Source organism: Edaphobacter paludis, assembly GCF_039993895.1.
Classification (GTDB): Bacteria; Acidobacteriota; Terriglobia; order Terriglobales; family Acidobacteriaceae; genus Edaphobacter; species Edaphobacter paludis.
On the sequence record NZ_CP121194.1, the window covers coordinates 1,630,098 to 1,655,969 of the forward strand.

Sequence of the window (25,872 nt, forward strand, 5' to 3'; positions counted from 1 at the left end):
AGAAATGCGATGAGGCTGTATCAAATGGCGGACGCAGTCCGGTATGAACTAATGAATACCGAAGATTTGCGCGATACATTTCTGTTGGAGGAGCTCTTCCAGCCCGGTGAAATCGAATTCGCTTATGTGGACCTCGACCGTACGGTCATCGGTTCCGCAGTGCCGACGAAGGGTGCGCTGAAGCTTGAGACTGAGCCCGAACTCCGTGCCGATTATTTTCTTGAGCGCCGCGAGCTAGGCGTTCTCAACGTAGGCGGCCCCGGATCGGTCACGATAGACGGCAAGACATTCGACCTTGACAAGCTCGACTGCCTCTACGTAGGACGCGGCTCCAAAGACGTCTCATTCACCAGTAACGATGCCGCCAATCCCGCGAATTTCTATCTCCTCAGCTATCCTGCCCATGCAGAGTACCCGACCGCTATGGTGAAGTTCGCTGACCTCAAAGGTCTCGAACTGGGCAGCGTCGAAACCTGCAACAAGCGGACTATCTACAAAGCCATCTACAAAGAGGGGATCAAGAGCTGCCAGCTTGTCATGGGCTTCACTCTGCTCGCCTCCGGCAGCAACTGGAATACCATGCCCGCGCATACGCACATGCGCCGCAGCGAAGTCTACTTCTACTTCGACGTTGACCCTGCGCACCGCGTCTTCCATTTGATGGGGCCCCCGGAAGCGACCAGTCATCTCGTCGTTGCCGACAAGGAAGTAGTCGTCTCCCCAGGCTGGTCGATTCATGCCGGAGTAGGCACAAAGAACTACGGCTTCTGCTGGGGCATGGGTGGAGAAAATCAGGCGTACGACGACATGGATGGTATAGCCATCGCGGAGCTTAGGTAAATGACAGCCGGGAGGTCAGCAAATGGTCTGGTCCTTCGCTCGAAGGATGAGTGCAAATGGGATTTGGTCAGCCTCGGCGAAGTCATGCTCCGCCTCGATCCCGGCGACGTGCGCGTGGCCACAGCGCGCCAGTTCAACGTCTGGGAAGGCGGCGGCGAGTACAACGTAGCTCGCGGCCTTCGTCGCTGCTTCGGCCTCAAAACCGCAATCGTCACGGCGCTGGCCGACAATCCAGTGGGCCGTCTGCTCGAAGACCTGATGCTGCAGGGCGGCGTTGACCAGTCGCACGTCGTCTGGACCAGGTACGACGGCGTGGGCCGCACAACACGCAACGGCCTCAACTTTACGGAACGCGGCTTCGGTGTTCGCGCCGCGCTGGGCTGCTCCGACCGTGGGCACACCGCAGTGAGCCAGTTGAAGCCGGGCCAGATCGATTGGGACGAGATCTTCGGCAAGGAGGGCGCACGCTGGTTTCACACCGGCGGAATCTTCTGCGCGCTCAGCGAGACCACCCCTGAAGTTGCCAAGGAAGCAATGATTGCCGCGCGCAAACACGGCACGATCATCAGTTATGATCTCAACTACCGCGACTCTCTGTGGAAGTCGATCGGTGGGAAGGTCCGCGCTACCGAAGTCAATCGTGAGCTGGCCTCTTACGTCGATGTCATGATCGGCAACGAAGAGGACTTCACGGCTGCCCTCGGCTTCGAGATCGAAGGCGCAGGCGATGATCTCGCCGAACTCGATACCGGCAGCTTCCGCCGCATGATCGAAAAGGCCGTTGCCACCTTTCCCAACTTCAAGGCCGTAGGTACTACTCTCCGCCATGCCAAGACAGCCAGCATTAACGATTGGGGCGCAGTCTGCTATTACGAGGGTGCGTTTCACGAAGCTCGCCCCATGCCCGATCTCGAGATCTTCGACCGCGTAGGCGGCGGCGACTCCTTCGCCTCCGGCCTGATCTATGGCTTCCTCAACGAAAAGGGCGCAGACTGGGCGGTCAACTGCGGGTGCGCTCACGGCGCTCTGGCAATGACTACCCCAGGCGACACGACCATGGCTACGCTGGACGAAGTTCTGCGAGTCATGAAAGGCAGCGGCGCAAGGGTACAGCGTTAAGAGACGCAGCAGGGAATCGAGAGCACAAGCAAGTCAGGAGAATTATGCGTAAAGAAGAAGTATTGAAATCGCTGCGCGATATAGGACTGGTTCCTGTTCTCCGCGCCGAGTCCGTCGACAAGGCTCTTGCCCTGGCCGAAGCCATCGCCGCCGGCGGCGTCACCGTCCTTGAAATCACTATGACCGTGCCCGGAGCCATTCAGGTCATGCGCAAGCTCGCCGAGCAGCGCCCCGACATTCTCATCGGGGCCGGCACCGTCCTCGATGCAGAGACTGCCCGCATGTGCATTCTCGAAGGTGCGAAGTTTGTCGTCAGCCCCGCGCTCAACCTCGGGACCATCGAGATGTGCCACCGCTACTCCGTGGCTGTGCTGCCCGGCGCGCTCACCCCGACTGAGATCGTCACCGCCTGGCAGGCCGGGGCCGATGTCGTCAAAGTCTTCCCGGCAAGTGCAATGGGGGGAGCCAAGTACCTCACCGCTCTCAAAGGACCGCTGCCCCAGGTAGATTTGATTCCTACGGGCGGCGTCTCGCTCGCCACCGCAGCCGAGTTTCTTTCGGCGGGGGCCTTTGCGCTCGGGGTAGGCTCAGACCTTGTAGATGCGAAGGCTATGGCCGCAGGCAAGTCCGAAGTGGTCACTGAGACTGCCCGGAAGTATCTGGCCATCGTCAAAGAATACCGGACGTCTAAAAGAGCGTGAGCCACCAGTTGCAGAGAGGCGAAGATCACTCATCTTTGCCTCTCACCGCTCGATTTCATACAGCTTCCAATGCTCGCTATCGCCCAAAACTGTTTGTGTCTTCGCTCTTGTAAATGGTGCTCGCGGAAGATTACCATTCGCTTGCAAAGGAGGCTTTTATGGGATCCTTGGGCACACCTCTTCCAATTGACGAATCAAAACTCCACGCGTTCATGAACCATGCCGTAGGCGATATGGGGGCGGCGATGCATGCCGTCTTAATCGTGATCGGCGACAAGCTAGGCTTATACAAAGCGATGGGTGATTCAAAGCCAATCAGTCCTAGCGAGCTTGCATCGCGTACCGGTACCAGCGAACGATATGTACGCGAATGGCTGAATGCTAACGCGGCTGGCGGATATGTAACCTACAACCCCGACGCCGCAACTTACACCCTGCCGCCGGAGCAGGCGCTCGCACTGGCAGTGGAAAATGGCCCGGCCTTTTTGCCCGGCGCGTTTCAGATTATCTCCTCATGTTTCAACGACCAGGGAAAGATCGAGGAGGCATTTCGAACCGGAAAAGGCGTCGGCTGGCATGAACACCATCACGACCTCTTTCATGGAACAGAACGTTTCTTCCGCCCAGGCTATATTGCGAATCTGACGTCGCACTGGATTCCAGCGCTCAATGGTGTGGAAGACAAATTGAAGAAAGGAGCGAAGGTTGCCGATATAGGTTGCGGCCTTGGTTCATCGACGATCCTGATGGCGAAATCATTTCCAAAGTCGGAGTTTTTTGGCTTCGACTATCACAGCCAATCGATCGAGCTCGCCCGGCAGGAAGCAAAGCGCGACGCGGTAGAGGATCATCTGCACTTCAGTGTGGCAACAGCAAAAAACTATCCGGGGAGCGACTACGACTTTGTAACCTGCTTCGACTGTCTTCACGATATGGGGGATCCTGTCGGAGCAGCCAAGCATGTGCGCTCCACAATGAAAGATGATGGGATCTGGATGATCGTCGAGCCATTCGCCGAAGATGCGACAGAGGCCAACTTCAACCCCGTAGGCAGAGTATTTTATTCAGCTTCAACCCTGCTCTGTGTGCCCGCTTCCATCTCGCAGGAGGTCGGTCTGGCGCTCGGTGCGCAGGCTGGAGAAAAGCGAATCGGCGAAGTTGTCCGGTCAGGTGGCTTCACGCATTTCCGCCGTGCGACTCAGACGCCTTTTAACTTGGTGTTCGAGGCTAGGCCTTAGTCCCATTAAGGTTTTGGCCTAGTCACCCAAAGCAGGGGTTGCCGAATCGGGAAAGCCCGCTGAAGTGCAGGAATATCCGTGTTCGCGGGCAGTGTCTTCCAAAGATCGGCATACTCCGGCCGTGCATAGGCTCGGGCACAGAATAGCAGGCTCGGCCGCCGCAGCGGCAGATCATCGAAGTACATAGCATCCGCCATGTATGGCCACGCGGCCTTGTTTTTAATGTAAGGAAAGTGCCGCGCAATTGCCGCCCGCATTCCCGGCCCATCCTGCAGATCGTAATCCCATACGCTGTCAAACGGCGTGTAGAGCAGTAGACAGACCGCGGCCAGCATATCTAGATTGAACAGCGACAGCCGGTAAGGATTACGCGTCGTCAGCTCATGCGGAAAAGCTCCGTCGGCGTTGATCTGGGCACGAATCGTAACCGACTTATAGTGGTGACGCAGTTCGCTCAGCGGCGCATCGTCAGCATTTGGCAAAAGCTCAAGATGCAACCGTGTGAAGGCAATCGTCTGCAGCAGCCACGAACTTCCATGATGGTCCTTCTGGTCGCGTGCAAGGCCTCCAAGTTGAGAGGTGGTGAGCCATTCGAAGTAAGCGCCAAACCACTTTGTCAGACCGTCCAGATCTGCCTTCGTGAATGCCTCCGCATCAGCCAGAAAGATAATTGCCTGCGCCACCTCCGCCAGATGGACGGTCTCCAGAATTCCCTCGAAGCGTCCCACTTTGGCAGGAAGAACAATCCCCGCATACAGAAGGTCCGGCGTCATGCTCGTATCGGGAGTGACAAACCACGCGCGAAGATGGCGAAGCGCCTGTTCTGCATAGCGCTCTTCTTTCGTCAGTACAAATGCTGCCGTAAGTGCGGGAACCCAAATGCTGAGATCGAGCAGGGCATCGCGATGAGCGGTAAATGCCGCAGGATTTGCCGCTCCCTGACGTTCTACATACGCTCCGGCGGGATTGGGCCAGTAGTCATCGGCCTCAGAGTAGAAATCATGAAGCGTCCCCGGACTGCGCTTGCAAGCCAATGCCGTAATCGGCACAGGAGAAATCGTAAGATAATTCTGCGCCTCCGTGAGGACGCGGCCGTGGTCAATCGCAGCGACGTTTGGGCGCGCAGTAGACGTCTGCGCCCCAAGCGTCCGCGGCAAAATTATGCCCGCAGTAAAAAATTCAGCGGCCTGGGTACAAAAAATCCTGCGACTTATCGACATGGCGTCAGCCTTCTTGTGCGGAAGAGTATCACGGACTGGAACACAAGGAGATTTCAGTGTCCACGCGGAAAGAACGTCGTAAACGATAGGATGATATAGAGAAACCATGTCGATTCGATCTACACTTCTAGCTGCGCTTTGTCTTTTCTGCTATATATCAGCGGCCCTTGCCGCCGAGCGCAAGGTGCAGATTTGCGTTCAGGACGAGCGCGGAGACCCCATCTCCGGTGCACTGGTGCAGGTCCAGACCGGTTTGGCGGATGAGGTTTCGAGTAGCGCTGACGGGTGCGTATCCATCACCGCAGAACCCGGGGCAAAGGTACGGATCAGCCATGCTGGATTTGCCGACGTTGTTGAATCTGTCGGGAATCAATCTCAATTGACCGTCGTAATGCGTGTAGCGGGAGTCACTCAAAAGGTTGAGGTGACAGCGGCGCGAATGCCGTTGGCGCTCGATGCCAGCGCCAGCAGCGTGCGCACGATGACTGCCGAGCAGCTTCACGAGGCACCCGGCTTTACCCTGGATGATCAACTTCGCCAAGTCGTCGGATTTCAACTCTTCCGTCGGACCAGCTCGTGGGTTGCGAACCCGACGACACAGGGGACCTCGTTGCGTGGGCTCGGCTCTACGGCGGTCAGTCGAACGCTCGTTTTGATCGATCAGGTTCCTCTCAACGATGCTTTTGGCGGATGGATTCACTGGAACGAAATTCCGCAGTTGGCCGTGCGCGATGTCGAACTGATGCGGGGCGGGGCGTCGGACCTCTATGGTTCAAGCGCCATCGGTGGCGTGATCGACGTCGTGCCTGTGGTTCCACAGCATTTTGCTTATGCGGCGGATGTATCAGGCGCAAGCGAAGCGACGTCCAACCTCAATGCTCTCCTCAGCGCAGACAGACATGGCTGGAGCGGGCTCGGCGCAACGACGCTGTTTCGGACTGATGGGTATATTCTCACCGCTCCGGCAGTACGTGGCCCTATCGATGTAGCTTCTAACGTTCACTCACAGAGCGGTCGCGCTGAGGTTCGTCGTGCTCTAGGCAGTGACGGCAATATATTTCTGCTCGGAAATATTCTGAACGAAGCACGCAATAATGGCACCCCTTTACAGACAAACGGCATGCGCTTGTGGCGATATGTCGCCGGGGCAAACTGGTCTCCCGCCGATGCTGGCCGATTCCTGTTGCGGGTCTATGGATCTGATCAAAACTACCGGCAGAGCTTCTCTTCGATTGCCGCGAACCGGGCCTCGGAGAAACTGACAAATCTGCAAAGAGTTCCGTCGCAGCAGGTTGGCGGAGCGGTGCAGTGGGCGCGCGGTTATAGCCAGTTCACTGTAGTTGCGGGGGGCGATCTGCTGGATACGCGTGCTACTGACAACGAGACCTCAGTCAAGAGTGGCATTGACCAGCCTACCGTGAGCATCAGCGCCCGGCAGCGCGGGGACGGCATTTATGGCGAAGTCCTGTGGCAGCCCTCAAGCTGGTCAATCGCCTTCTCTTCGCGACTCGATCGCTTTGGAAATTTCGATGCGAAGCAGGTGAGCAGCGGGACATCAGCGCCGCTTCCGGGCATACAGGAGACAGTCTTTGACCCGCGGCTGGGCATTGTGAAGAAAGTAGCTGGCGGTCTGTCGCTTACTGCCTCAGGTTTTCGGGCATTTCGCGGACCTAGTCTGAACGAGCTGTACCGGAAGTTTCAGGTCGGCCAGCAGATCACACTGGCCAACGGCAATCTAAGATCGGAGCGGGCGACTGGGTTCGAGACTGGTGCTCTGATGGACCTTTCCCGCTGGGGATCGGTGCGCGGCAGCTATTTCTGGACCCAGGTAAACCGTCCGGTTGCCTCTGTCGCGCTGAGTTCCACGCCTACAACCCAATTATTGCAGCGTCAAAATCTGGGCCAGTTGGAGAGTCGCGGACTCACCGCCGAGTTTGAACTCGAGCCTGTTTCGTTTCTCTCGCTTACCGGCGGGTACCAGTATGCCGTCTCGACGGTCACAAAGTTTCAGGCTGATCCGACGCTCGTGGGCAAGTGGACTGCCGAGGTGCCTCGAAACACAGCCACGCTTCAAACCCGGCTTCAGAAGCAGGGACTTGGCACCTTAAGCGTTGCCCTGCGCACCAGTGGACAAGCATTTGACGACTCGGCCAACCAGTTCAAGCTGGACGGCTATGCCCAGATCGATCTGTACGCGGAACACGCCTTCGGGCGCAGATGGCAGATTTACAGCTCGGTGCAAAATCTTTTGAATAGTGAAGTTCAGGCAGGGCGCACCCCGCTCCTTACGCTAGGTGCTCCGAGACTATTGTCGGTCGGGGTACGACTTCACTAAGCGTCCAACGACCAAGCTTTCAAAACCACTTGCCGTAATCTGAATACTCACATATGTCATTGATAGATTCCCACGCACATCTCGATTTCTATACTGAAGACAGAGAAGAAGTTCTCCATCGGGCGTACGCCGCGGGAGTTAATACGATTCTTGCTATTGGTATCGGCGAAGGCCCTGCCTTTATGCATCAGGCGCTCGAAATCGCTCACGCGAGTGCAGGCAAGCCAAAGATATATGCGAGCGCCGGTATTCATCCTCAGGAAGCGGCGAACGCCAATGAAGAGGCGCTTACTAAACTGACCAGTTTGGCCGCCGATCCAAAATGCGTTGCCATCGGAGAGATCGGGCTCGACTATTACCACGTTGAAAATCCTGAACCTGCGATACAGAAGAAGGCTTTCCTTGCCCAGATGGAGATAGCCGCAGCGGCTAAGAAGCCTATCCTCATCCATTGCCGCACCAGCGAGCTGGCCAGCCCGGAAGCCAAAGCTAAATTCGGGGCCGCAGACGCCTGGGAAGACCTGCTTACGCTCCTCGCCGCCCACTGGACGCCACACAAACTCGGCGGCATTATGCACTGCTTCTCCGGCACCGTCGAACAGGCGCAGCGCTCGCTCGATGCTGGATTTTATCTCTCGTTCGCGGGTAATCTGACCTATCCGAAGTCCCAGTCCATTCGAGACGCCGCAGCGATGGCCCCCGGCGACCGCATCCTGATAGAGACTGACGCTCCTTTTCTATCGCCGATTCCTCACCGGGGCCATCGTAACGAACCTGCCCTGGTCACGCACACCGCCGAAACCCTTGCTGCCCTTCGGGGCATCTCATCAGATGAGTTGGCAATGATCACAACTGAAAACTTCCACCGGCTCTTTCCCACAACGGCCTGACATAATAGAAGAGGACAGAGGAAAAATATGGCATCCGACAACAGCTTCGATGTAGTCAGCAAAGTAGAACTTCAGGAAGTCAAAAATGCTATCGACCAGGCCAGCAAAGAGGTCCACGCACGCTTCGATCTCAAGGATTCCAAGTCGACGATCGAACTGGAAGGTACAGAAGCCATCCAACTGGCGTCGCAGAGCGAGTACACGCTGAAGGCAGTCATCGAGATCCTCTCGCAGAAGCTGGTGAAGCGCGGCGTCTCGCTCAAGAACCTTGAGTACGAGAAGATTGAGCCGGCAGCGAACTCCAGCGTCCGTCAGAAGATCAAGCTGGTTCAGGGGATCCCTTCCGAGAAGGCCAAGCAGATCGTGGCGCTCATCAAGGAGTCGAAGAAGAAGGCGCAGGCCAGCATCCAGGGCGACACTGTTCGCGTCGTGAGCAAAGATCGCGATGTTCTTCAGGATGTGATGGCGCTTCTCCGCGGCAAAGACCTCGGCGTCGACCTGCAATTCACCAACTTCCGCTCGAACTAACCGTGCATCCTGATACCCTTAGATACGAGTGAGTACCCTCTCCATCGCGACTGCAGCCGAGGTCTTCGATCTTCTGCGTGACGATCTTGCCGCCATTGAGCGCGAGTTTGCCACGCAGTCAGCCTCGAACGTTGCCGTCATTACGGATATCGCCCAGTACCTCATCTCAGGCGGCGGCAAACGCATCCGTCCTCTTCTGCTGCTGCTCTCGGCCAAGGCACTGGACTGTACCAGTCATAGCCGCATCCGGCTCGGCGCAGTAGTCGAGATGCTGCACACGGCAACCCTCGTTCACGACGATATTATCGACGAGGCTGATACACGGCGGGGACGCCCCTCTTCTAATACGACCTGGGGCAATTCAAAGTGTGTGCTTGCGGGTGACTGGCTCTACATGCAGTCTTTTGCCACGGCACTTGAAGAACGTAACTTCCGCGTGCTCGACCTGCTGATCTCGCTGACCCAGCAGATGGTCGAAGGCGAACTGCTCCAGATTGAGAAGCTCGGCCACCTCATCAATGAAGAAGAGTATTTTGATCTCATCTTCCGCAAGACTGCCTGCCTCTTCAAGGTCTCAATGCAACTTGGAGCGGCTATTACACGGGTGGGCGACGAGGTGGAGTCTCAGTTAGGTGAATATGGACGCAACCTCGGCCTTGCCTTCCAGATCGTTGATGACGTTCTGGATCTGACGGCTGCCGAAGATGTGCTTGGCAAACCGGTGGCTTCGGACCTGCGTGAAGGAAAAGCAACCCTTGCCGTGATTCACGCGCTCGAGCGCGGTACGGGCGCCGACCGCGAAGCCATCCGCACCGTGCTGGCGGATCGGAGTTTCGAGAATGCCTCCCATCCGCAGATCCTCGAAATTCTGCATCGTCACGGCTCGATTGATTACGCCATGGATACTGCATGCGCATATGCCGAAGCGGCCCGGCTTAGCATCGCCGACCTGCCGGACTCCGAAGCCAAACGGGCGCTCCTTTGGGTGCCGGGCTTCGTCACGACCAGAGACCGATAGACCGCGTGATGAATAGGCTGCGAAGCAAGACAGCCGCGCTTCACGGCAACCTTCACATAGCCAGCAGATGTGAATTATTCAGAACCATTGCTTCTTCTGCCATTGCCAGACATCCTCACGTAAACTGGCAAAGGAATTGAGGATAGGGATGACGAAGATTTCGCTTGGGCTGGTTGGCGGTTTGGCCTTGATGTGCTGCATGAATACAGTGCCGTTGAGTGCTCAGATTCAACTTCCTCCCGCAGCCACGGCGGCGCCACAGTCGGTGGCTGATCGCAGCAAAGCCTTGAGTGCGCTGTTTGACGAGATATGGCAGGACAAGCTGAAGCACTCGCCGGAGTATGCTTCTTATCTCGGCGATAAGCGGTATAACGATCAGCTTACGGACTACTCCGTGCAGGCGGTGAATGCTTCGCTTGCGCGTGGACGCGGGTTTATCGAGAAGCTTGGAATGATCGATACCACCGGTTTGACGGACCAGGAGAAGTTATCCGCTGAGCTGATGATGCGGTCGCTGATCGATGACCAGGAGGCGGCGAAGTTCAAAGGGTGGGAGATGCCGGTCAACCAGTTCAGCGGCTTTCACACGGACTTGGCACAGATGCCGACCGACCTGAGCTTCGATTCTGTGAAGGACTACGACGATTACATTTCACGGTTGCAGAAGGTGCCTACTGCCTTTTCGCAGATTACGGCGAACATGCAGTTGGGGATTGAAGATGGGCGGATGCCGCCTGAGTATCTGCTGGAGAAGGTGCTGGTGCAGGGGCAGACTCTGGCCAATCAAAAGCCGGAGGACAGCCCGTTTGCATTGCCCTTGAAGAAGTTTCCCAAAACGATCAGCGTTGCCGACCAGAAGCGCATCTCCGGCGATCTGTTGAATGTGATTACGACGGATGTACTGCCTTCTTATCAGCGTTTCGCGAGATTCATGAAGGCGGATTATGTTCCGAAGGGGCGTAAGGACCCGGGGGCATGGGCTCTCCCCGATGGGGATGCCTACTATGCGTTTCGCATCCGCCAAAGCACGACACTGAATAAGTCGGCGGCGGAGATTCATCAGATCGGGCTCGATGAGGTGAAGCGCGATGAGGCGGAGATGCTCGCGATTGTGCATAAGCTGGGCTTCGCTGACCTGAAGAGCTTCAATGCGGCCTTAAAGACGAATCCGAAGGAGCATCCTACCTCGAAGGAGCAGTTGCTCGACGCATTCCGCGGATACATCGCTCAGATGCAGCCTAAGCTCCCGGAGCTTTTCGGCACTCTGCCGAAGGCAAAGCTGGAGGTTATCGAGATGCCGTCGTATATCGCCAAGGACCAGGCAGAGGCGTTCTATGATCAGGGCAGCGCGGATGGGAAGCGCCCCGGCAAGGTCGATGTGAACACCTACAACTTTGCGGAACGGTCTCTGGCCGGAGTCGAGGCTGTTGCGTATCACGAAGGGATTCCCGGGCACCACCTGCAGATCTCTATCGCGCAGGAGTTGACCGGTTTGCCGGAGTTCCGCAAGCAGTCTTACTACACCGCATATACCGAGGGCTGGGCGCTTTACAGCGAGCGACTGGGCAAAGAGATCGGATTTTACCAAGACCCTTACAGCGATTACGGGCGTTTGGAGGCGGACATCTGGCGGGCGATCCGGCTGGTGGTCGATACCGGAGTCCATTCGCAGCACTGGACGCGGCAGCAGATGGTCGACTACTTCCACGAACATACGGCGATGGACGATACCAACATTCAGGCCGAGGTTGACCGTTACATTGCCTGGCCGGGACAGGCGCTGGGATACAAGATGGGGCAGTTGAAGATCCTCGAACTGAGGGAGCGCGCGAAGACTGCTTTGGGGACGAAGTTCGACATCAAGGCGTTCCATGATGAGGTGCTGGATTCAGGCGCGCTGCCGATGGATGTGCTGGACCAGCGGGTCACCGATTGGATTGCTGCACAGAAAAAGTAGCGTCTCTGATAATTAGTTAAAGGGCACTCTGGTAGCCTTTCTATATGAGCGACGAAACGTACGAGGTTATGACACCTGCTCCGGTGATGCCCGGACTGCGGGTAGCGATTCTGGGCACGGGTAAGATGGGCGGCATTCTGTTGCAGGCCTTTCTGAAGAACAATCTCGTGTCTCCAGAGCAGATCTTTGCCACCGTGCATCATCCGGAACGAGCGCAGGCGCTGTCCGCGCAGTTTGGGGTGGAGGTCACCACGGATAATCTGGCCGCGGCGCAGCAGGCGGACGTGATTCTCCTGGGCGTGAAGCCGATTCAGGTACCGGGTGTCATTGAGCAGATCAAATCGGCGCTCTCTCCGGATAAGCTTGTCCTTTCGTTTGCAGCTTCGGTAACAACGCGGAGCATCGAGGATAGCGCCGGGCATGATCTCGGAGTGATTCGCGCGATGCCGAACACGCCTGCTATGTTGGCTGCGGGAATTACGGCCCTTTGCGCTGGCAGATTTGTTTCAACAGGACAGATGGCGATCGCCCAGCGCATCTTTCAGACCGTTGGGCGGACGGTGGTCGTCGATGAAAAGCATATGGACGCGGTTACCGGCCTCTCAGGTTCGGGACCAGCCTTTTTGTACATCATCATCGAGGCGCTGGCCGAGGCAGGCGTGAATGTTGGATTGCCTCGCGATATCGCCACTCTGCTGGCGGCACAGACTACGCTCGGCTCGGCGAGAATGGTGCTGGAGACGGGATATCATCCAGCACTACTCAAGGATGCAGTAACTACTCCTGCGGGATGCACGGTCGACGGGATTCTCGAACTGGAAGAAGGCGGCTTGCGAGTGACTTTAATCAAGGCCGTCAAGCGGGCCACGCAGCGGGCGAAGGAACTGGCTAACGGCTGACGAATATCGGCCATCGATTTTGCGCTGCGTAGAATGAGGATATGGCAACGGTTGCAGCTATGGCAGGGAAGCGGATTCCGAAGGCACTCGTTGGTTATGCGTGGTTGGTTGTTGCGTACAACGTGCTGGTCATCCTGTGGGGAGCCGTAGTACGCGCCACAGGATCGGGGGCGGGCTGCGGGGACAACTGGCCGCTCTGCAATGGCGACTACTTTCCACATCATCCCCGTCTGGCTACAGTCATCGAATTCGCCCACCGGTCGATGACGGGTGTCAGCACAATTCTGGTGATAGGGCTGGTGGTTTGGACGTTCTATGCAGCCATGCGAGGACATCGTGCCCGACGTGCGGTTGTGGCATCTGCAATTCTGCTGGTGACGGAAGCATTGCTTGGGGCAGTGCTGGTGCTGGGCAAGTTTGTCGGGAATAACATCTCGACCGCGCGAGTGGTAATGCAGTCAATCCACTTCACCAATACTCTGCTGTTCCTGGGGTCACTGGCGTTGACGGCATGGTGGCTGGGCGATGCAGATGACTCCGCTGGGCAGAACCATGCGATGGAATCAAATAGTAAGGACCGATCATTGTTCTGGCCTGCGTGGGTGACGATCATCGCAACAATTGTGGTGGGCGCCACTGGATCTGTCGCAGCTCTGGCAGATACGCTGTTTCCTTCCCCCAGCCTGCTGGCGGGCTTCGCTTCTGACTTCGCTCAAAACTCACCGCTGCTGGTTCGGATGCGGTGGGTGCATCCTGCTGCCGCGCTTATAGGATTTTTTTGTGTGATCTGGCTGGTGATGAAGGTGAGGTCTCGGCTGGCCTGGATTGTGGCGGGATTGCTATGCTTGCAGTTTGTCCTTGGAATTGCGGATGTTCTGCTGCTAGCCCCCACGTGGATACAGATTGTCCATCTGCTGGGCGCAGATCTTTATTGGGTGGCGCTCGTCTGTCTTGCTGCCGAAGCGCTTTGGGGAGCAAGGAACAAAGTTTTCAGTGCCTGAAACAATATAAGGACGGCCTCGTTGATTCTGCAAATGGAGAACGGCGCAACCCAATTGGGCTGCGCCGTTCTCCATTTATGCGCGAATTAAAGCCATTACTGTTGGGTGGTGCGATCCCTATCCGTGCGTGTCTCTCGCGGTGTATCAGGATCCATCTTGCGGTGGACCTTTTTCACCCCATGTTTGGTCTTGTGATACGCCTTTTTCGTTCCCTGCTTGACACCGTGGCCGGTGTCTCTCGCTGCATCCTTGGTTTCGTGACCAGCGTCCCTCATGCTCTGCTTTGCTCCGCTATCATTCTGCGCAAGGGCGAAGCCGGATGATACGCCCATAGCAAGTGAGACTGACAGGATGGTGGTTCCCAATCTGTAAAAGCGCATTATTATCTCCCAGCGGGCGTAAATATGACCCGACAGAAGGTAGATTCGGATTTTGGGTCACGAGTTGTAACAGAGAACAGACGACCCTGCCCTAGCCGGCAGGGAAGACGGCGAAGTAAAACGATTTAGTAAAGAAAATAGGGCGAACTGCGCCGTATTTAAATACTGGAAGCTCCTGAATTTAATCCTGTATAGTTGCTACGAACGGAAATTACCGGAATACGCTTACTGGAAGGTTTTGCCGCTGCCAGAAATTCGTTCCGCGACCTCCGACAGATACAAAAAGCTCTAACTGAGAGGGTGTGGACGCTCCCTGCCGTTGGCATGGACTGTTCGCCTGGGGTTTTGACTGATGCAGGTTTTTGCTGCGCTGCTGATGATGAAGGGGCAAATGACCAAGCTTGCCCCGGTGGACATCCTGATTCTGGCGTTGTACTTCGCGCTGGTCGTATTCATCGGCTTTTACGCGAAGGGCAAGGCGAACACCAGCGAGGACTTCTTCCTGGCCGGACGCGAGATGACGGCCTGGATCGCGGGGCTGAGCTTCGTGTCGGCCAACCTGGGATCGCTGGAACTGATGGGCTGGGCAGGTGCGGCGTACCAGTACGGCATTCTTGCTATGCACTGGTACTGGATCGGTGCGATTCCTGCGATGCTATTTCTCGGCATCGTGATGATGCCGTTCTATTACATCTCGAAGACACATTCGGTACCCGGTTATCTGCAACTGCGGTTCGGTGAGCCAGCCCGCGGGTTGTCGGCGATCTCGTTCGGCATCATGACGATTCTGATGAGCGGCGTGAACATGTATGCCATGGCCGTGGTGATGCAAACGGTTCTTGGCTGGAACATCAGCTTCAGCATCTGGGTGGGCGCGGCCACGGTGGCGCTCTATGTGATGCTGGGCGGCTTGCGGTCGGCCATCATCAATGAGGTCTTGCAGTTTGTGCTGATCTGGGCGGGCGCGGCGATGATCCCCATCCTTGGGCTGATCGAGGCCGGTGGATGGACGAACCTTAAAGCGCAGATTGCCGTGAACGTAGGCCGCAGCGACTATACGCATCTGTGGAGCACGCTGGGTCATTTCAAAGACAACCCCATGGGCGTGCATTGGACCGGGATCGTCTTTGGGCTGGGATTCGTCATTAGTTTCGGATATTGGACAACCGACTTTCTCGTCGTCCAGCGTGTACTGAGTGCGAATAATCTGCGCGCAGCAAAGATGGCTCCGGTTATCGGAGCAGCCTTTAAAATGGCGGTTCCCTTCATCGTCATCGTGCCCGGCCTGCTGGCATTGGCGGTGCTGAAAAACCCCGACGGCAGCGTGATGCACCTGGTGCCCGCCAGCATTGCCCAGGTCACCGGACAACATAGCTACGACGACGTACTTCCGCTGATGCTGATCCGCTACTGTGGACCGGGCCTGCTGGGATTAGGCATTACCGCGTTGGTCGCCGGATTTATGAGCGGCATGGCGGGCAATGTCAGCGCATTCTCGACGGTGTGGACGTACGACATCTACGGCGCCTTCATCAACAAAAAAGCCAGTGACAAACACTACGTCGCCATGGGCCGCTGGTCGACCGTGATCGGCATGTTGGTGAGCGTTGCGACTGCTTACCTCGTCATGAACGCGGCCAGCATCATGGACTACGTTCAGGCGCTGTTTACTTTTTTCATCGCGCCGCTGTTCGGCACAGTAGTGCTCGGCATGTTGTGGAAACGGGCGACCCATGCCGGCGGCTTCTGCGGCCTATTGGCGGGAACGGTGTCTTCGATCGGCATGTTTGTCTGGACGCATAGCGATCCCGGGGCGTTGCGCTATATCGCCCTTAGCGCGGATGCGAAGCCGATGGCAGAGAACCTCTATCGCGGACTGTGGAGCTGGCTGATCTGCGTGAGTGTCACGGTGATAGTGAGTCTGGTGACCAAGCCTGTTCCAGTAGAGCAGCTTGGCGGGCTGGTCTATGGCGTTACGCCGATCCCAGATGATGGATCGAAGACGCTTTGGCAGAAGCCAATCTTTTGGGCCATCGTGGTCATCACCATCTTCTTTATTTTGAATTTGATGTTGTGGTAGGAGCTTGGCTATGAACGAAAAACGCGATGTGGAGACAGCCGAGCTGTCGATCTGGTTCTTTTGCGGAATTCTGATGCTGACCTATGGAGTGGTGCTGATTGCCACAGGAATCCTGGAGTATCACAATCCTCCGCCGAATGAACTTTTGTTGCCATGGTTGGAGTCATTGCATCCGACGCTGTGGTGGGGCATGGTGATGGCGGTATTTGGCGGAATCTACACATTCAAATTCTGGCCGAAGCACCCTCTATTTTAGGGGGCAGAGCTAGGGGAAAGCAGTTGAAGCCGCTCTTCGATCCGGACCTTTAATGAGGCATTGCTCTCGTTCACCAGCGACGTGTGGAAACGCTAAGGTAATTTAGCGGCAAAGCGTTCCCTTACATTCTTGCTGATGAACGTAGCGAGTCCCTTACTGCGTTTGGCGAGGGACTTCATTGTTTCCACTTCCTTCTTTCCAGGAATGGTGTAGTCGTAGCGATATCGCTGCTTACCCTCAAATTCGATATTGATGTGATCATCTCCAGCCTCGAATGCGACTACACCGGAAGTTCCGCTCAGGTTTTTGTAGGGCTGCATATTTGCACTCCATTCGACGGTCCAGTACCCCCTCCCCGTACTCAAGTCCTAAAGTCTTCGAACGAGAGGCTTTAGGTCTGGACCTCCTTAGGACTTGTGGAAGCTGGCTGGCACTCCTCTGGGGACACAGTGCCTTCCGGAGGCTGGCTTAAGTCAAGTTTTGCGCAATGGGTTTCGGGCTGGGTGGCTCGCTGATTTGGGTGACGCGAATTCGGCTCCGAAGCGAGGTTTGCGACGAGTGAGCAACTGGTTCGTCTTTGGCCGTGGAGGTCGCACACCTCAAGATCGAGAGTTGTGGGACATCCGGTTTCGAGTCGATTTAGCCCTTACTTCCAATCCCATATTTTGGAGATGGTGCTTCCGGAAGCGTCGACATCGTATTTGAAGGCTCCGCAGGTGTTGTTGAGGCGCTCGAGCTTCTGAGACGTTGTTTGGAAAAAGAGCATGCCGCGGTAGCTGATGGAACCGCCAGGGCCGAATGTGCCTATGCCGGTTCCGGTCCAGGTAATGGTCTCGCCATCCTGGGTCATGTTGATGCCTTGTCCCTGGCCGAGGACGGAGCCGTCGGGACGGATGACGGAGGTGTAGGTCCCCATGCCGGTGGTGGGGATACCAAGCATCTGGCCGGCGTCCTCGAAGGACACTTCTGCGGTTGGGGGGTCGATGGAGACGACCCTGCGGACTAGTCTTCTTCCTTTGGTTTCACCAATCTGTTCTCCGATCATGATTGATCTCTCTTTCGTGAGATTTGAACTATGAATCCCCGGGGTGCGTAATTGTAGTCCCAGAAGAGAGGGCTGGCGGGATTAAATCTGTTTATAGAGGTTTGGGATGCGTCGGGAGTTAGAAACCTATGGCGGCGGATTGGGATGGGAGTCGCGCTTTCGGGCGAATGCCCACTCATGCGATGAGACTGCATGAATGGGGCACCCGGCACCCGGCGGCTGGTGACTTGATAGAGTGGTTCGGTGCGGGCTTTGACGGAGGGACGATGGGAATCATCAGGACGTGTAAGAGTTGTGGGCAGAAGAACCGGACGGGCGCGGGGCATCTGGCTGATAAAGGACGGTGCGGGGCGTGCAAGGCAGACCTGGGGCCGGTGGATGAGCCTATTGCGGTGACGACGGCGGAGTTCGACGAGATTGTGCAGGGGGCGAAGGTTCCTGTGCTGGTCGACTTCTGGGCTGCGTGGTGCGGGCCCTGTCGCGCGGCTGCTCCGGAGGTGGCGCGTACGGCGAAGGATATGGCCGGGCGCGGTGTGGTGCTGAAGGTGGACACGGAGAAGGAGCAGGGACTGGCGGCGCGGTATCGCGTGCAGGGAATTCCGAACTTCATGGTCTTTGCGGGAGGAAAGGCGGTTCGGCAGCAGGCGGGGCTGGTGGGGCACGAGGTGATGGAGGGGTGGATGCGGGAGGCGGCAGGCTAAGAGCTGAGTGCTGCGCGTCGTAGATGTTCCAACGTGGGGAAGTAACCCGCTCTTCCTACTGAGAATTCCCAGGGTCTTCGAAGCGAGACTTAAATCTGGATGTTGCGTGTGACCTCCCGGGGTGCGGAGGATGATTTCAGCGTATCGGGTTCGCGCTTCGCGAGAATGCCCACTCATTCGATGAGACTGCATGAATGGGGCACCCGGCCTGGAAGCCGAATCGAGGAGGCAGAGCAGCCCATCAGAGGCCGCATTATCTCAAATCTTTATGCCATGCCAGGTAACAAATCGCTCTTTCCCAAACCGTTCGAACTGGTTCGGGATCAAATCAAATCTGCTGGCAAGCGTTTCAAACATTTCGTGCCCTGTACGACTAATCACTGGCTTCAGTTCGAATCCGTGGAACGCTTCCAGGACCTTCTCGTCTGTCATCTCGATTGGCTCGGGTACGGTGGGCGCGTGATATTCCACTTCGAAGTCAATACTTCCGCCCGGCTTCACTACGCGGTGCATCTCGGAAGCAACCTGGCCGAAGTCGTCTACATGATCGAGCGCATTGACTGAAATGACGGAATCGAAATAGGCGTCAGGATAGGGCATCCGCTCCCCGCCCATGCTGACAAACTTCGCGTCGTAATCATATAGGGGCCATCCGGCAGCCATATACATGTTCACCAGAGGGTCGAGACAATGTCGAATGCATCCGGAAAACTGAAGGATGGGAGCGAGAGGGCCGCTTCCGACTTCCAGTACGCGCTTGCCGCTGAAATGAGCTCTTTCCAGCCGCAACTCTTCACAATAACTGGGGCGCACGTGATGCAGCGTCATGACGGCATTTACCACCCAAAGATCAGATCGATTCTGCCGCTGGTTTGGTGAGGGGGGTCTGACACCCCACCAATCCCTGGTGCCATCGACGAACCAGTCCTTCAGGTGATCCAATTCACCCCGCCAATACGCGATCTCGTCTTCATATTTTCTCTTGGATCGCCACGCCGGGACTAGCTTTCTCGCCACTTGGTCAGTGGTCGATCGGAGAGTTCTCATAAAAGTGGGGTCAGCATAGCACTTCAAAACATTGACCACAAGAAACTTTTATGTTTTTCGGTCTGCCATTGAACTCGCAGTCTTCCATCCTGCCTGTGGCGGCGATCAGTTTTAGGCAGGTTGTGCAGCGGTTTTCTCCTATGGCTGGGCGCAAACAGCGGATCGAAGTGCCTTTTCCTAAAAGGGCGTCCAGACTCCGGCTTTGGTGCACCTCTTTGACGTTCCGCTCTACCTCCCGAACTTCTGCCGCCCTTGCATTTGGCTCATCATGCGTTGCTGGGCTTTGATGCCGCCGCCTGAGCCCATGGTTTTGAACATCTTTCGCATCTGGCCGTATTGGCGGAGGAGGTTGTTGACGTCCTGCACTGTGGTGCCGGAGCCTGCGGCGATGCGCTTGCGGCGGCTGCCGTTGATCAGCTCGTGGTTCTGGCGCTCTTTGTTCGTCATCGAGTTGATGATGGATTCGACGCGGGTGAACTGGCCTTCGTCCACGTTTTCGACGGCCTGCTGCATGCCCGCGAAGGGGCCGACCGAGGGTAGCATCTTGAGGATGGACTTCATGCTGCCCATCTTTTTAATTTGACGGAGCTGCTCGCGGAAGTCGTCGAGCGAGAAGCCGTCGCCGGAGAGGGCCTTTTTGGCGAACTGCTCGGCTTTACCGCGGTCGAGGGTTGATTCAGCGCGTTCGAGCAGGGTGGCGATGTCGCCGTGGCCCATGATGCGGCTGACGATGCGGTCGGGGTGGAAGGGCTCGAAGGCGTCGGGCTTTTCGCCGGTGCCGAGGAACTTGATGGGCGCGCCGGTGACGTGGCGGATGGAGAGAGCAGCGCCGCCGCGAGCGTCTCCGTCCATCTTGGTGAGGATGGCTCCGGTGATGGTGAGATGGTCGTTGAAGGCTTTGGCGGAGTTGACGGCGTCCTGGCCGGTCATGGCGTCGGCGACGAAGAGGATCTCGCTGGGGTTGAGTAGCTTTTTGAGCATGGCCATCTCGGCCATGAGAGCGTCGTCGATGTGGTTGCGGCCAGCGGTGTCGACGATGAGGATGTCGCAGCCGTAGTTGGCGGCTTCGCGCTTGGCCTCTTTGGCGAGGCGTTCAACGAGTTTGGAGTCTGCTGGCTCGCCCTTGGTGTCGCCTTTGTAGAGCTGCGCGTTGATGGAGGTGGCGACGATGGCGAGCTGCTCGCGGGCGGCGGGGCGATAGACGTCGACCGAGACGAGCATGGGTCGGTGACCTGCTTTTTTCAGCCACTGGGCGAGCTTGCCGGAGGTCGTGGTTTTACCGGAGCCTTGCAGGCCAGCCATGAGGATGACCGACGGCGGCTGCGAAGACTTCTGGAAGCGGGCGGTGTCCTTGCCGAGGACGTTGACGAGCTCGTCGTGAACGATTTTGACGATCTGTTCGGAGGGAGAGAGGGCGGTGGCGACTTGCTCGCCGAGGGCGCGGGCGCGGATGTGCTCGATGAGTTCGGTGACGACGTTGAGGTTGACGTCGGACTCGAGCAGGGCGAGGCGGATCTCGCGGAGGGCGTCGGAGATGTTCTCTTCGGTGATGGTGCCCTGGCCGCGGAGGTTCTTAAAGGAGCGCTGGAGTTTGTCGCTTAGATTTTCAAACATGACTGTGACTCAGTTTATCAGTGTGGGATGGTCAACAGGATGGCAGGGTTGCAGGCGGCCGAATCGTGCGGCGAAGTGACCTCGAATCACGCAAAGGTGGTAGGGCGGCACTGCTTCGGGAGATAAATTTACAAGGGAAGTTGGATATGATCGGAAAATGATCATCGGCCCACAAGGCTGTGGCGCATGCAAGGATGGCGTTCACGAGCCGTTTCCGTTCAGTATGGCTTTTCAGCCAATTGTGCAGGTAGATACGAGACGCGTCTTTGCTTACGAAGCATTAGTTCGAGGCCCGAATGACGAACCCGCGAGTACGATCTTCGGGCAATTAACAGACGAGAACAGGTATAGCTTCGACCAGAGCTGCCGGGTCAAAGCGATCACGCTTGCGCGCCGGTTGAACCTGGCGGAGACGGGCGCGGCGCTTTCGATCAATTTTATTCCGGGAGCCGTGTATAGTCCGGTGGCTTGCATTCAACTTACGTTGAAGACCGCGCAGAGTGTCGGATTTCCATTGGATCGACTGATCTTCGAGATTACGGAGGTCGAGAAGATAGCTGACCGGAAGCATTTGCTGGGTATTGTGAACGAGTACCGCCGGCACGGCTTCAGGGTGGCGATTGATGATCTGGGCGCTGGTTATTCGGGCTTGAACGTGCTGGCAGATGTGCCGGTAGAGATCGTGAAGCTGGATATGGATTTGACTCGGAATCTGGACAGGCGGCCAGTGGCCATGGCAATTGTGCGGTCGATGGTGGAACTGTGCCGCACTCTCAATATAGAGTTCATTGCCGAGGGTGTGGAGACGATCTCGGAGTTCGCGGCGCTGCAGGATTGTGGCGTGAACCTGATCCAGGGTTATTTCGTCGCCAGGCCTGCCTTTGAGGCGTTGCCGGAGTTTTCGCTGCCAGAGGATGGCCCCGGTCCTATGGGCGCTTCTCATGAGCAGACGGTGAGGTAGCGAGCGGTAGGGTGATGCGGGTAGAGAGTTGGCGCGGTTGGCAAGTGCCGGGGTGGGTGCTAGCGAGGTGGATACCGTGCTTTTTAAATCAAAGACTTGCGCAGTGGGAACGCCGATAATCGAGTTCTATGCGGGATACGACCCAGAACTCAGGAAACGTGCGGGTTATGCAGGAGTTTATCGCGTACCTGCGCGTGGAGAAGGGGCTGCGCCCGGCCAGTTGTGAGGCGTATCAGGTCGATCTGGAGCAGTTCGCGGAGCATGTCGAGGGGCGGAATGGGGTGCTGGTGTCGGCGGTGCAGGCCGATGTGAGCGCGTTTATGGAAGGGCTGCGCGGGCATGGAGTCGAGTCGCGGTCGATTGCGCGGAAGCTGAGCGCTCTGCGGGGGTTTTATCGCTGGCTGCTTATGGATAAGCGGATCGACCATGATCCTACGGTCAATATTGAGACTCCGTCGAGCGGGAAGGTGCTACCGAAGTCCCTTGCCGAGGGTGAAGTGGGCGAGATGCTGGAGCGCACCGGCGTGGCTGCGCGGGCGGCGGATGCGGATGGTCTGGCGCTGCGCGACCATGCGATTCTGGAGCTGCTTTATGCGGGTGGATTGAGGGTTGGGGAGATCTGCTCGCTGCATGTGGAGGATTTGCATTTAGATCAGGCTCGGGCGCAGGTAAGAGGCAAGGGTGATAAGGAGAGGATAGTTCCTCTGGGTCGGAGTGCAGTGGAAGCGCTGGAGCGGTATCTGTCGCTGGGGCGGCCTGGTTTGGTGCGTGGGATGCAGCGAACCCTGTTTCTCAGTGTGCGCGGGAATGCGTTGACGCGGCAGTGGGTTTGGGAGATGGTGAAGAGCGCTTCGGGGACAGGGACGAAGGCGAGTCCGCATATGCTTCGGCATAGTTGCGCGACACACATGGTCGAGCATGGTGCGGATTTGAGGAGCGTGCAGACGCTGCTCGGCCATGCGGATATTGCGACCACCCAGGTTTATACGCATGTGGCGCTGGGGCATCTGAAGGCGGTGCATCGGGCGCATCATCCGCGCGGGAAGAAGAGGTTGAGAGTTGATGCCTAAACTTCAGTCTAAGACGCTGATTTGGATTTGGGCAATCTCTGGTTGTCTGGCTGCACTTTCAGTTTTGGCATGGATGGGTATCTGTAGTGAAGGGCCTTGCGCTTGGTTTCTGGGTGTATTCGGGGTGATTGGATTTGCTGGGGGAGTTCTATCTGCGATGGTGTCGAATCTTCATGATCCGAATCCGGTACTTATCGTTCTTTTCAATTGGATTCTTTTTGCTCTAGTGGCTATCGCCATTGCTAAGTTTAGAAAGCGCCGCAAAGGAGCGCCGATTGCGTGAGGACAGACAGCTTCAGTTTCGATGGACTGGCTGACGGTTTTCTCGCGATGCTCGCGAATGAGCGCGGAGCGTCGGAGCATACGGTGCGAGCTTATGCGCGTGAGGTGCGTGGGTTTGCGGCTTATTTGAATGAGACGCTGGGGAAGGATGCGCGGATTGATGCGGTGGAGCATCTGCATATTCGGGCGTATCTTGGCGTGCTGTACGAGCGCGGGCTGACGAAGGCGAGCGCGGCGCGGGCGCTGGCGGCGATTCGAAGCTGGTTCAAATGGCTGGCGAAGGAAGGGAAGGTCGCGCAGAATCCAGCGTTGCTGGTGAGTACACCGAAGCGTCCACTGCATTTGCCCCGGGTGCCGAGCATGGAAGAGGTGAACCGGGTGCTGGATTCGCTGGAGAAGCCGGCGAAGCGGGATGAGGCCGAGGCGGCGGCGTGGCCGGAGCGTGATCGCGTGATCTTCGAGCTGCTCTATGGGTGCGGGATTCGCAACTCGGAGTTGGTGGGTTTGAATATGGGCAGCGTGAAGTGGCGCGACGATGCTGTTCTGGTTCGAGGCAAGGGGAAGAAGGAGCGGTTAGTTCCTCTGGGAGATGAGGCTGCGGCGGCACTGATGATTTATTTGCCGCTGCGCGAGGCGAAGCTGACGGCGGCGGGTAAAGGTGGGCTGGTGCATGAGGGGCCGCTGGTGACGAACCTGCGGATGCGCGGAGATTGCCGTTTGACGACGCGGAGTGTAGGCCGGATCGTGAAGGCGATTGCACTGAGTCGGGGGCTGGCGGCGGATGTGCATCCGCATACACTACGGCATGCATTTGGGGCGCACATGCTGGAGGAGGGCGCGGACCTAAGGGCGATTCAGGAGATGTTGGGGCATGAGCGGCTGTCGACTACCCAGCGGTACACGCAATTGACTGTGGGGCAGGTGCAGCGTGTTTACGACGAGACCCATCCCCGCGCCAAATAGTGGATCGCTGCAGTTAGTACAAAGGGACACTCGGATCGATAACGCGGGACCAGTGATCAATGCCTCCGGCGAGAGACTGTGCGTTGTCGAAGCCTTGGTTGCGTAGCCACATGGTGACAGAGAGCGAACGTGCACCATGATGGCAGAGGACGACGATGTGGGCATCGGGGTCGAGTTCTTGATGAGCGCGTGAGGTGACTTCGCCCATCGGCATGAGCAGGCTATCAGGCAGGCTGGCGGTCTGGAACTCCCAGGGTTCGCGGACATCGAGCAGGAGGGGCGGGTTGGGTTGCTGGCGCTGCTGGATGAAGGCTTCGGCTGTGATCTCGGGTTCTAGCATGTTTCTATTATCAGGGATTTAGTGTGTGAAGAGAGCTGCGGCAATAGTGGCCAGTGCCAGGGCTGGGGGCATGACGAGGATGCCTGCCTTCAGGAACTTCCAGGCGCTTACGTTTTGTCCTTCTTTGCGGATGGCGATCAACCAGAGGATTGTGGCGAGGGAGCCGGTGACGGATAGGTTGGGGCCGAGGTCGATGCCCACGAGGATGACGCTTCGGAGTGCTCCGGTGACGTGCGCGGCTTGAATACTGGCGGCGGCGATCAGACCCAGGGGCAGATTGTTCACGAGATTGGTCCCGATGCCGGTGCCGAAGGCTGCTGCCATGGTTCCTGCCATAGGCTTCAGGTGTTGCAGGGTTTGGAGTGCGGTCTGTGAGAGGTGGAGTGCGCCGGCGCTGTCGATGGCTTCGACCATGATGAAGAGGCCGGCGACGAGGGGAAGCACACTCCATGAGATTTCGGAGAGGATCGCCGAGGGCCGGGTTCGTTTGCGGATGGAGATGACTACCGCGATGAGGATTGCCGAGATGCAGGTGGGAAGGCCGAGGTCTTTGCCCATCGCCGAAGCGGTGAGGAGAACGGCGGCGACGATGGCTATGCCTATGAGGGTGAGTTTTCCGGCTTCGGCGAGATGCGGCGTTTCATTATCGTCTGCGATGGTGCCTTTGAGGTCTTTGCGGCAGTACCAGCGGAGCGTGAAGTAGGTGGCCACGATGGAGAGGATGGAGGCGATGATGAAGAGGCGCAGCCACTCGCCGAGCGGCGGCATTCCGTGGTGGAAGACGACGAGGTTGGCGGGGTTCGAGATGGGAAGGACGAAGCTGGCGGCGTTGGCGATGAAGGCGCAGATGAAAAGGTAGGGAAGTGGCTCTACTTTTGACTTTCTGGTGGCGGCGAGGACGGCGGGAGTGAGAACTACGGCTGTTGCATCGTTGGACATGAAGATCGTGACAAACGTTCCGACGATGTAGATGAGCGTGAACAGGCGGATGCGCGAGCCTCGGGAGTGCTGGATGGCGATGGTGGCGAGCCAGTTGAAGACGCCGTGCATCTGGGCGAGTTGGGACAGCAGCATCATGCCAGCGAGGAAGAGGTAGACGTCGGTGCCTTCAGCGATGGCGTGGCCGGCGAGGGAGAGTGGTATCAGGCGGAAGCCTACGATCACGGCGGCACCGAGGCCGATCCACCACGCTTCAGCAATGTTGCGTGGGCGGAGGAGCATCAGCAGAATGCTGATGCAGGAGATGATCCAGATGGCGACGTGGGCTGGAGACAAAAACGTTCCTCGGGGCTAATGCCCGCTTATATCGCGCGGTGACGGCACGGCTGAAGCCGTGCCCTTAAGCAACACTGCGCGGTAATGAAATCGAGCTGGTATTTCTTTGATG

The 25,872-nt window shown here is 57.3% G+C and carries 26 protein-coding genes; 18 read left to right on the forward strand and 8 right to left on the reverse strand.

Annotated elements, in window-relative coordinates:
- The first annotated feature begins 9 nt into the window (after nt 1-9).
- From kduI to P4G45_RS06705, 4 genes are all read left to right on the forward strand, one after another.
- Nucleotides 10-840, forward strand: a complete 831-nt coding sequence (kduI, locus tag P4G45_RS06690; RefSeq protein WP_348268896.1) for a 5-dehydro-4-deoxy-D-glucuronate isomerase — start codon at nt 10-12, stop codon at nt 838-840.
- Nucleotides 841-1,959, forward strand: coding sequence for a sugar kinase (locus tag P4G45_RS06695; protein WP_348268897.1), 1,119 nt, complete (start codon nt 841-843; stop codon nt 1,957-1,959).
- Nucleotides 1,960-2,003: 44 nt separating this feature from the next.
- The gene (eda, locus tag P4G45_RS06700) at nt 2,004-2,660 is read left to right on the forward strand and encodes a bifunctional 4-hydroxy-2-oxoglutarate aldolase/2-dehydro-3-deoxy-phosphogluconate aldolase (protein ID WP_348268898.1); all 657 of its coding nucleotides are present in this window, start codon (nt 2,004-2,006) and stop codon (nt 2,658-2,660) included.
- 158 nt (nt 2,661-2,818) lie between these two features.
- Entirely contained in the window at nt 2,819-3,898 is a 1,080-nt protein-coding gene (locus P4G45_RS06705) for a class I SAM-dependent methyltransferase (RefSeq protein WP_348268899.1), read from the forward strand.
- Nucleotides 3,899-3,903: 5 nt separating this feature from the next.
- On the opposite strand, the gene P4G45_RS06710 is transcribed toward P4G45_RS06705, so the two are convergent.
- Nucleotides 3,904-5,118, reverse strand: a complete 1,215-nt coding sequence (locus P4G45_RS06710; protein ID WP_348268900.1) for an alginate lyase family protein — start codon at nt 5,116-5,118, stop codon at nt 3,904-3,906.
- 106 nt (nt 5,119-5,224) lie between these two features.
- Between P4G45_RS06710 and P4G45_RS06715 the strand changes: the two genes are divergently transcribed.
- From P4G45_RS06715 to P4G45_RS06745, 7 genes are all read left to right on the forward strand, one after another.
- Nucleotides 5,225-7,453 (forward strand): TonB-dependent receptor, encoded by a 2,229-nt coding sequence (locus P4G45_RS06715; protein ID WP_348268901.1) that lies wholly within the window; start codon nt 5,225-5,227, stop codon nt 7,451-7,453.
- A 53-nt stretch (nt 7,454-7,506) separates the two neighbouring features.
- Nucleotides 7,507-8,343: a TatD family hydrolase gene (locus tag P4G45_RS06720; RefSeq protein ID WP_348268902.1), complete on the forward strand. Its 837-nt coding sequence runs from the start codon at nt 7,507-7,509 to the stop codon at nt 8,341-8,343.
- A gap of 27 nt (nt 8,344-8,370) precedes the next feature.
- Complete coding sequence (locus P4G45_RS06725) at nt 8,371-8,871, forward strand: YajQ family cyclic di-GMP-binding protein (protein WP_348268903.1); 501 nt, start codon at nt 8,371-8,373, stop codon at nt 8,869-8,871.
- Between the two features lie 28 nt (nt 8,872-8,899).
- On the forward strand, nt 8,900-9,889 hold the full coding sequence (locus tag P4G45_RS06730; protein ID WP_348268904.1) for a polyprenyl synthetase family protein: 990 nt from the start codon (nt 8,900-8,902) through the stop codon (nt 9,887-9,889).
- Between the two features lie 148 nt (nt 9,890-10,037).
- Nucleotides 10,038-11,846: a DUF885 domain-containing protein gene (locus P4G45_RS06735; protein ID WP_348268905.1), complete on the forward strand. Its 1,809-nt coding sequence runs from the start codon at nt 10,038-10,040 to the stop codon at nt 11,844-11,846.
- Nucleotides 11,847-11,890: 44 nt separating this feature from the next.
- Complete coding sequence (proC, locus tag P4G45_RS06740) at nt 11,891-12,745, forward strand: pyrroline-5-carboxylate reductase (protein ID WP_348268906.1); 855 nt, start codon at nt 11,891-11,893, stop codon at nt 12,743-12,745.
- Between the two features lie 41 nt (nt 12,746-12,786).
- Nucleotides 12,787-13,746, forward strand: a complete 960-nt coding sequence (locus P4G45_RS06745) for a COX15/CtaA family protein (RefSeq protein WP_348268907.1) — start codon at nt 12,787-12,789, stop codon at nt 13,744-13,746.
- A gap of 95 nt (nt 13,747-13,841) precedes the next feature.
- Here P4G45_RS06745 and P4G45_RS06750 read toward each other — a convergent pair whose 3' ends face one another.
- Entirely contained in the window at nt 13,842-14,126 is a 285-nt protein-coding gene (locus P4G45_RS06750) for a hypothetical protein (protein ID WP_348268908.1), read from the reverse strand.
- Between the two features lie 391 nt (nt 14,127-14,517).
- Here P4G45_RS06750 and P4G45_RS06755 point away from each other — a divergent pair, with 391 nt between their 5' ends.
- Together P4G45_RS06755 and P4G45_RS06760 are read left to right on the forward strand one after the other, a co-directional pair.
- Nucleotides 14,518-16,206 (forward strand): sodium:solute symporter family protein, encoded by a 1,689-nt coding sequence (locus P4G45_RS06755; protein WP_348268909.1) that lies wholly within the window; start codon nt 14,518-14,520, stop codon nt 16,204-16,206.
- Between the two features lie 10 nt (nt 16,207-16,216).
- The gene (locus P4G45_RS06760) at nt 16,217-16,462 is read left to right on the forward strand and encodes a hypothetical protein (protein WP_348268910.1); all 246 of its coding nucleotides are present in this window, start codon (nt 16,217-16,219) and stop codon (nt 16,460-16,462) included.
- 92 nt (nt 16,463-16,554) lie between these two features.
- Here the strand turns inward: P4G45_RS06760 and P4G45_RS06765 are convergent, their stop codons facing one another.
- Both P4G45_RS06765 and P4G45_RS06770 read right to left on the reverse strand, forming a co-directional pair.
- The gene (locus P4G45_RS06765) at nt 16,555-16,782 is read right to left on the reverse strand and encodes a hypothetical protein (protein ID WP_348268911.1); all 228 of its coding nucleotides are present in this window, start codon (nt 16,780-16,782) and stop codon (nt 16,555-16,557) included.
- A gap of 326 nt (nt 16,783-17,108) precedes the next feature.
- On the reverse strand, nt 17,109-17,507 hold the full coding sequence (locus tag P4G45_RS06770; protein ID WP_348268912.1) for a hypothetical protein: 399 nt from the start codon (nt 17,505-17,507) through the stop codon (nt 17,109-17,111).
- A gap of 167 nt (nt 17,508-17,674) precedes the next feature.
- Here P4G45_RS06770 and P4G45_RS06775 point away from each other — a divergent pair, with 167 nt between their 5' ends.
- Nucleotides 17,675-18,208 (forward strand): thioredoxin domain-containing protein, encoded by a 534-nt coding sequence (locus P4G45_RS06775; RefSeq protein ID WP_348268913.1) that lies wholly within the window; start codon nt 17,675-17,677, stop codon nt 18,206-18,208.
- A gap of 258 nt (nt 18,209-18,466) precedes the next feature.
- Here the strand turns inward: P4G45_RS06775 and P4G45_RS06780 are convergent, their stop codons facing one another.
- The gene (locus tag P4G45_RS06780) at nt 18,467-19,150 is read right to left on the reverse strand and encodes a class I SAM-dependent methyltransferase (protein WP_348268914.1); all 684 of its coding nucleotides are present in this window, start codon (nt 19,148-19,150) and stop codon (nt 18,467-18,469) included.
- A gap of 333 nt (nt 19,151-19,483) precedes the next feature.
- Nucleotides 19,484-20,869, reverse strand: a complete 1,386-nt coding sequence (gene ffh / locus P4G45_RS06785) for a signal recognition particle protein (RefSeq protein WP_348268915.1) — start codon at nt 20,867-20,869, stop codon at nt 19,484-19,486.
- A gap of 157 nt (nt 20,870-21,026) precedes the next feature.
- On the opposite strand from ffh, the gene P4G45_RS06790 reads away from it, so the two are divergent.
- From P4G45_RS06790 to P4G45_RS06805, 4 genes are all read left to right on the forward strand, one after another.
- The gene (locus tag P4G45_RS06790) at nt 21,027-21,830 is read left to right on the forward strand and encodes an EAL domain-containing protein (protein WP_348268916.1); all 804 of its coding nucleotides are present in this window, start codon (nt 21,027-21,029) and stop codon (nt 21,828-21,830) included.
- A gap of 128 nt (nt 21,831-21,958) precedes the next feature.
- A complete protein-coding gene (locus tag P4G45_RS06795) occupies nt 21,959-22,900 on the forward strand; it encodes a site-specific tyrosine recombinase (RefSeq protein ID WP_348268917.1) in 942 nt (313 codons plus the stop codon).
- Nucleotides 22,893-23,183, forward strand: coding sequence for a hypothetical protein (locus P4G45_RS06800; RefSeq protein ID WP_348268918.1), 291 nt, complete (start codon nt 22,893-22,895; stop codon nt 23,181-23,183). Before P4G45_RS06795 ends, P4G45_RS06800 begins: the two co-directional genes overlap by 8 nt.
- The gene (locus tag P4G45_RS06805) at nt 23,180-24,145 is read left to right on the forward strand and encodes a tyrosine-type recombinase/integrase (protein WP_348268919.1); all 966 of its coding nucleotides are present in this window, start codon (nt 23,180-23,182) and stop codon (nt 24,143-24,145) included. The genes P4G45_RS06800 and P4G45_RS06805 overlap by 4 nt, the downstream gene beginning before the upstream one ends.
- Nucleotides 24,146-24,158: 13 nt before the next feature.
- Here P4G45_RS06805 and P4G45_RS06810 read toward each other — a convergent pair whose 3' ends face one another.
- Nucleotides 24,159-24,485 carry a rhodanese-like domain-containing protein gene (locus tag P4G45_RS06810; RefSeq protein WP_348268920.1) on the reverse strand — a complete coding sequence of 109 codons (327 nt, stop codon included), beginning with the start codon at nt 24,483-24,485 and terminating at the stop codon, nt 24,159-24,161.
- A gap of 18 nt (nt 24,486-24,503) precedes the next feature.
- Nucleotides 24,504-25,760, reverse strand: a complete 1,257-nt coding sequence (locus P4G45_RS06815; RefSeq protein WP_348268921.1) for an arsenic transporter — start codon at nt 25,758-25,760, stop codon at nt 24,504-24,506.
- Nucleotides 25,761-25,872 lie beyond the last annotated feature (112 nt).

Coding starts and splice junctions, on each gene's coding strand:
- kduI (WP_348268896.1), top strand. CDS start 10: ATGAGGCTGTATCAAATGGCGGACGCAGTCCGGTATGAACTAATGAAT.
- P4G45_RS06695 (WP_348268897.1), top strand. CDS start 841: ATGACAGCCGGGAGGTCAGCAAATGGTCTGGTCCTTCGCTCGAAGGAT.
- eda (WP_348268898.1), top strand. CDS start 2,004: ATGCGTAAAGAAGAAGTATTGAAATCGCTGCGCGATATAGGACTGGTT.
- P4G45_RS06705 (WP_348268899.1), top strand. CDS start 2,819: ATGGGATCCTTGGGCACACCTCTTCCAATTGACGAATCAAAACTCCAC.
- P4G45_RS06710 (WP_348268900.1), bottom strand. CDS start 5,118: ATGTCGATAAGTCGCAGGATTTTTTGTACCCAGGCCGCTGAATTTTTT.
- P4G45_RS06715 (WP_348268901.1), top strand. CDS start 5,225: ATGTCGATTCGATCTACACTTCTAGCTGCGCTTTGTCTTTTCTGCTAT.
- P4G45_RS06720 (WP_348268902.1), top strand. CDS start 7,507: ATGTCATTGATAGATTCCCACGCACATCTCGATTTCTATACTGAAGAC.
- P4G45_RS06725 (WP_348268903.1), top strand. CDS start 8,371: ATGGCATCCGACAACAGCTTCGATGTAGTCAGCAAAGTAGAACTTCAG.
- P4G45_RS06735 (WP_348268905.1), top strand. CDS start 10,038: ATGACGAAGATTTCGCTTGGGCTGGTTGGCGGTTTGGCCTTGATGTGC.
- proC (WP_348268906.1), top strand. CDS start 11,891: ATGAGCGACGAAACGTACGAGGTTATGACACCTGCTCCGGTGATGCCC.
- P4G45_RS06745 (WP_348268907.1), top strand. CDS start 12,787: ATGGCAACGGTTGCAGCTATGGCAGGGAAGCGGATTCCGAAGGCACTC.
- P4G45_RS06750 (WP_348268908.1), bottom strand. CDS start 14,126: ATGCGCTTTTACAGATTGGGAACCACCATCCTGTCAGTCTCACTTGCT.
- P4G45_RS06755 (WP_348268909.1), top strand. CDS start 14,518: ATGACCAAGCTTGCCCCGGTGGACATCCTGATTCTGGCGTTGTACTTC.
- P4G45_RS06760 (WP_348268910.1), top strand. CDS start 16,217: ATGAACGAAAAACGCGATGTGGAGACAGCCGAGCTGTCGATCTGGTTC.
- P4G45_RS06765 (WP_348268911.1), bottom strand. CDS start 16,782: ATGCAGCCCTACAAAAACCTGAGCGGAACTTCCGGTGTAGTCGCATTC.
- P4G45_RS06770 (WP_348268912.1), bottom strand. CDS start 17,507: ATGATCGGAGAACAGATTGGTGAAACCAAAGGAAGAAGACTAGTCCGC.
- P4G45_RS06775 (WP_348268913.1), top strand. CDS start 17,675: ATGCCCACTCATGCGATGAGACTGCATGAATGGGGCACCCGGCACCCG.
- ffh (WP_348268915.1), bottom strand. CDS start 20,869: ATGTTTGAAAATCTAAGCGACAAACTCCAGCGCTCCTTTAAGAACCTC.
- P4G45_RS06790 (WP_348268916.1), top strand. CDS start 21,027: ATGATCATCGGCCCACAAGGCTGTGGCGCATGCAAGGATGGCGTTCAC.
- P4G45_RS06795 (WP_348268917.1), top strand. CDS start 21,959: ATGCGGGATACGACCCAGAACTCAGGAAACGTGCGGGTTATGCAGGAG.
- P4G45_RS06800 (WP_348268918.1), top strand. CDS start 22,893: ATGCCTAAACTTCAGTCTAAGACGCTGATTTGGATTTGGGCAATCTCT.
- P4G45_RS06810 (WP_348268920.1), bottom strand. CDS start 24,485: ATGCTAGAACCCGAGATCACAGCCGAAGCCTTCATCCAGCAGCGCCAG.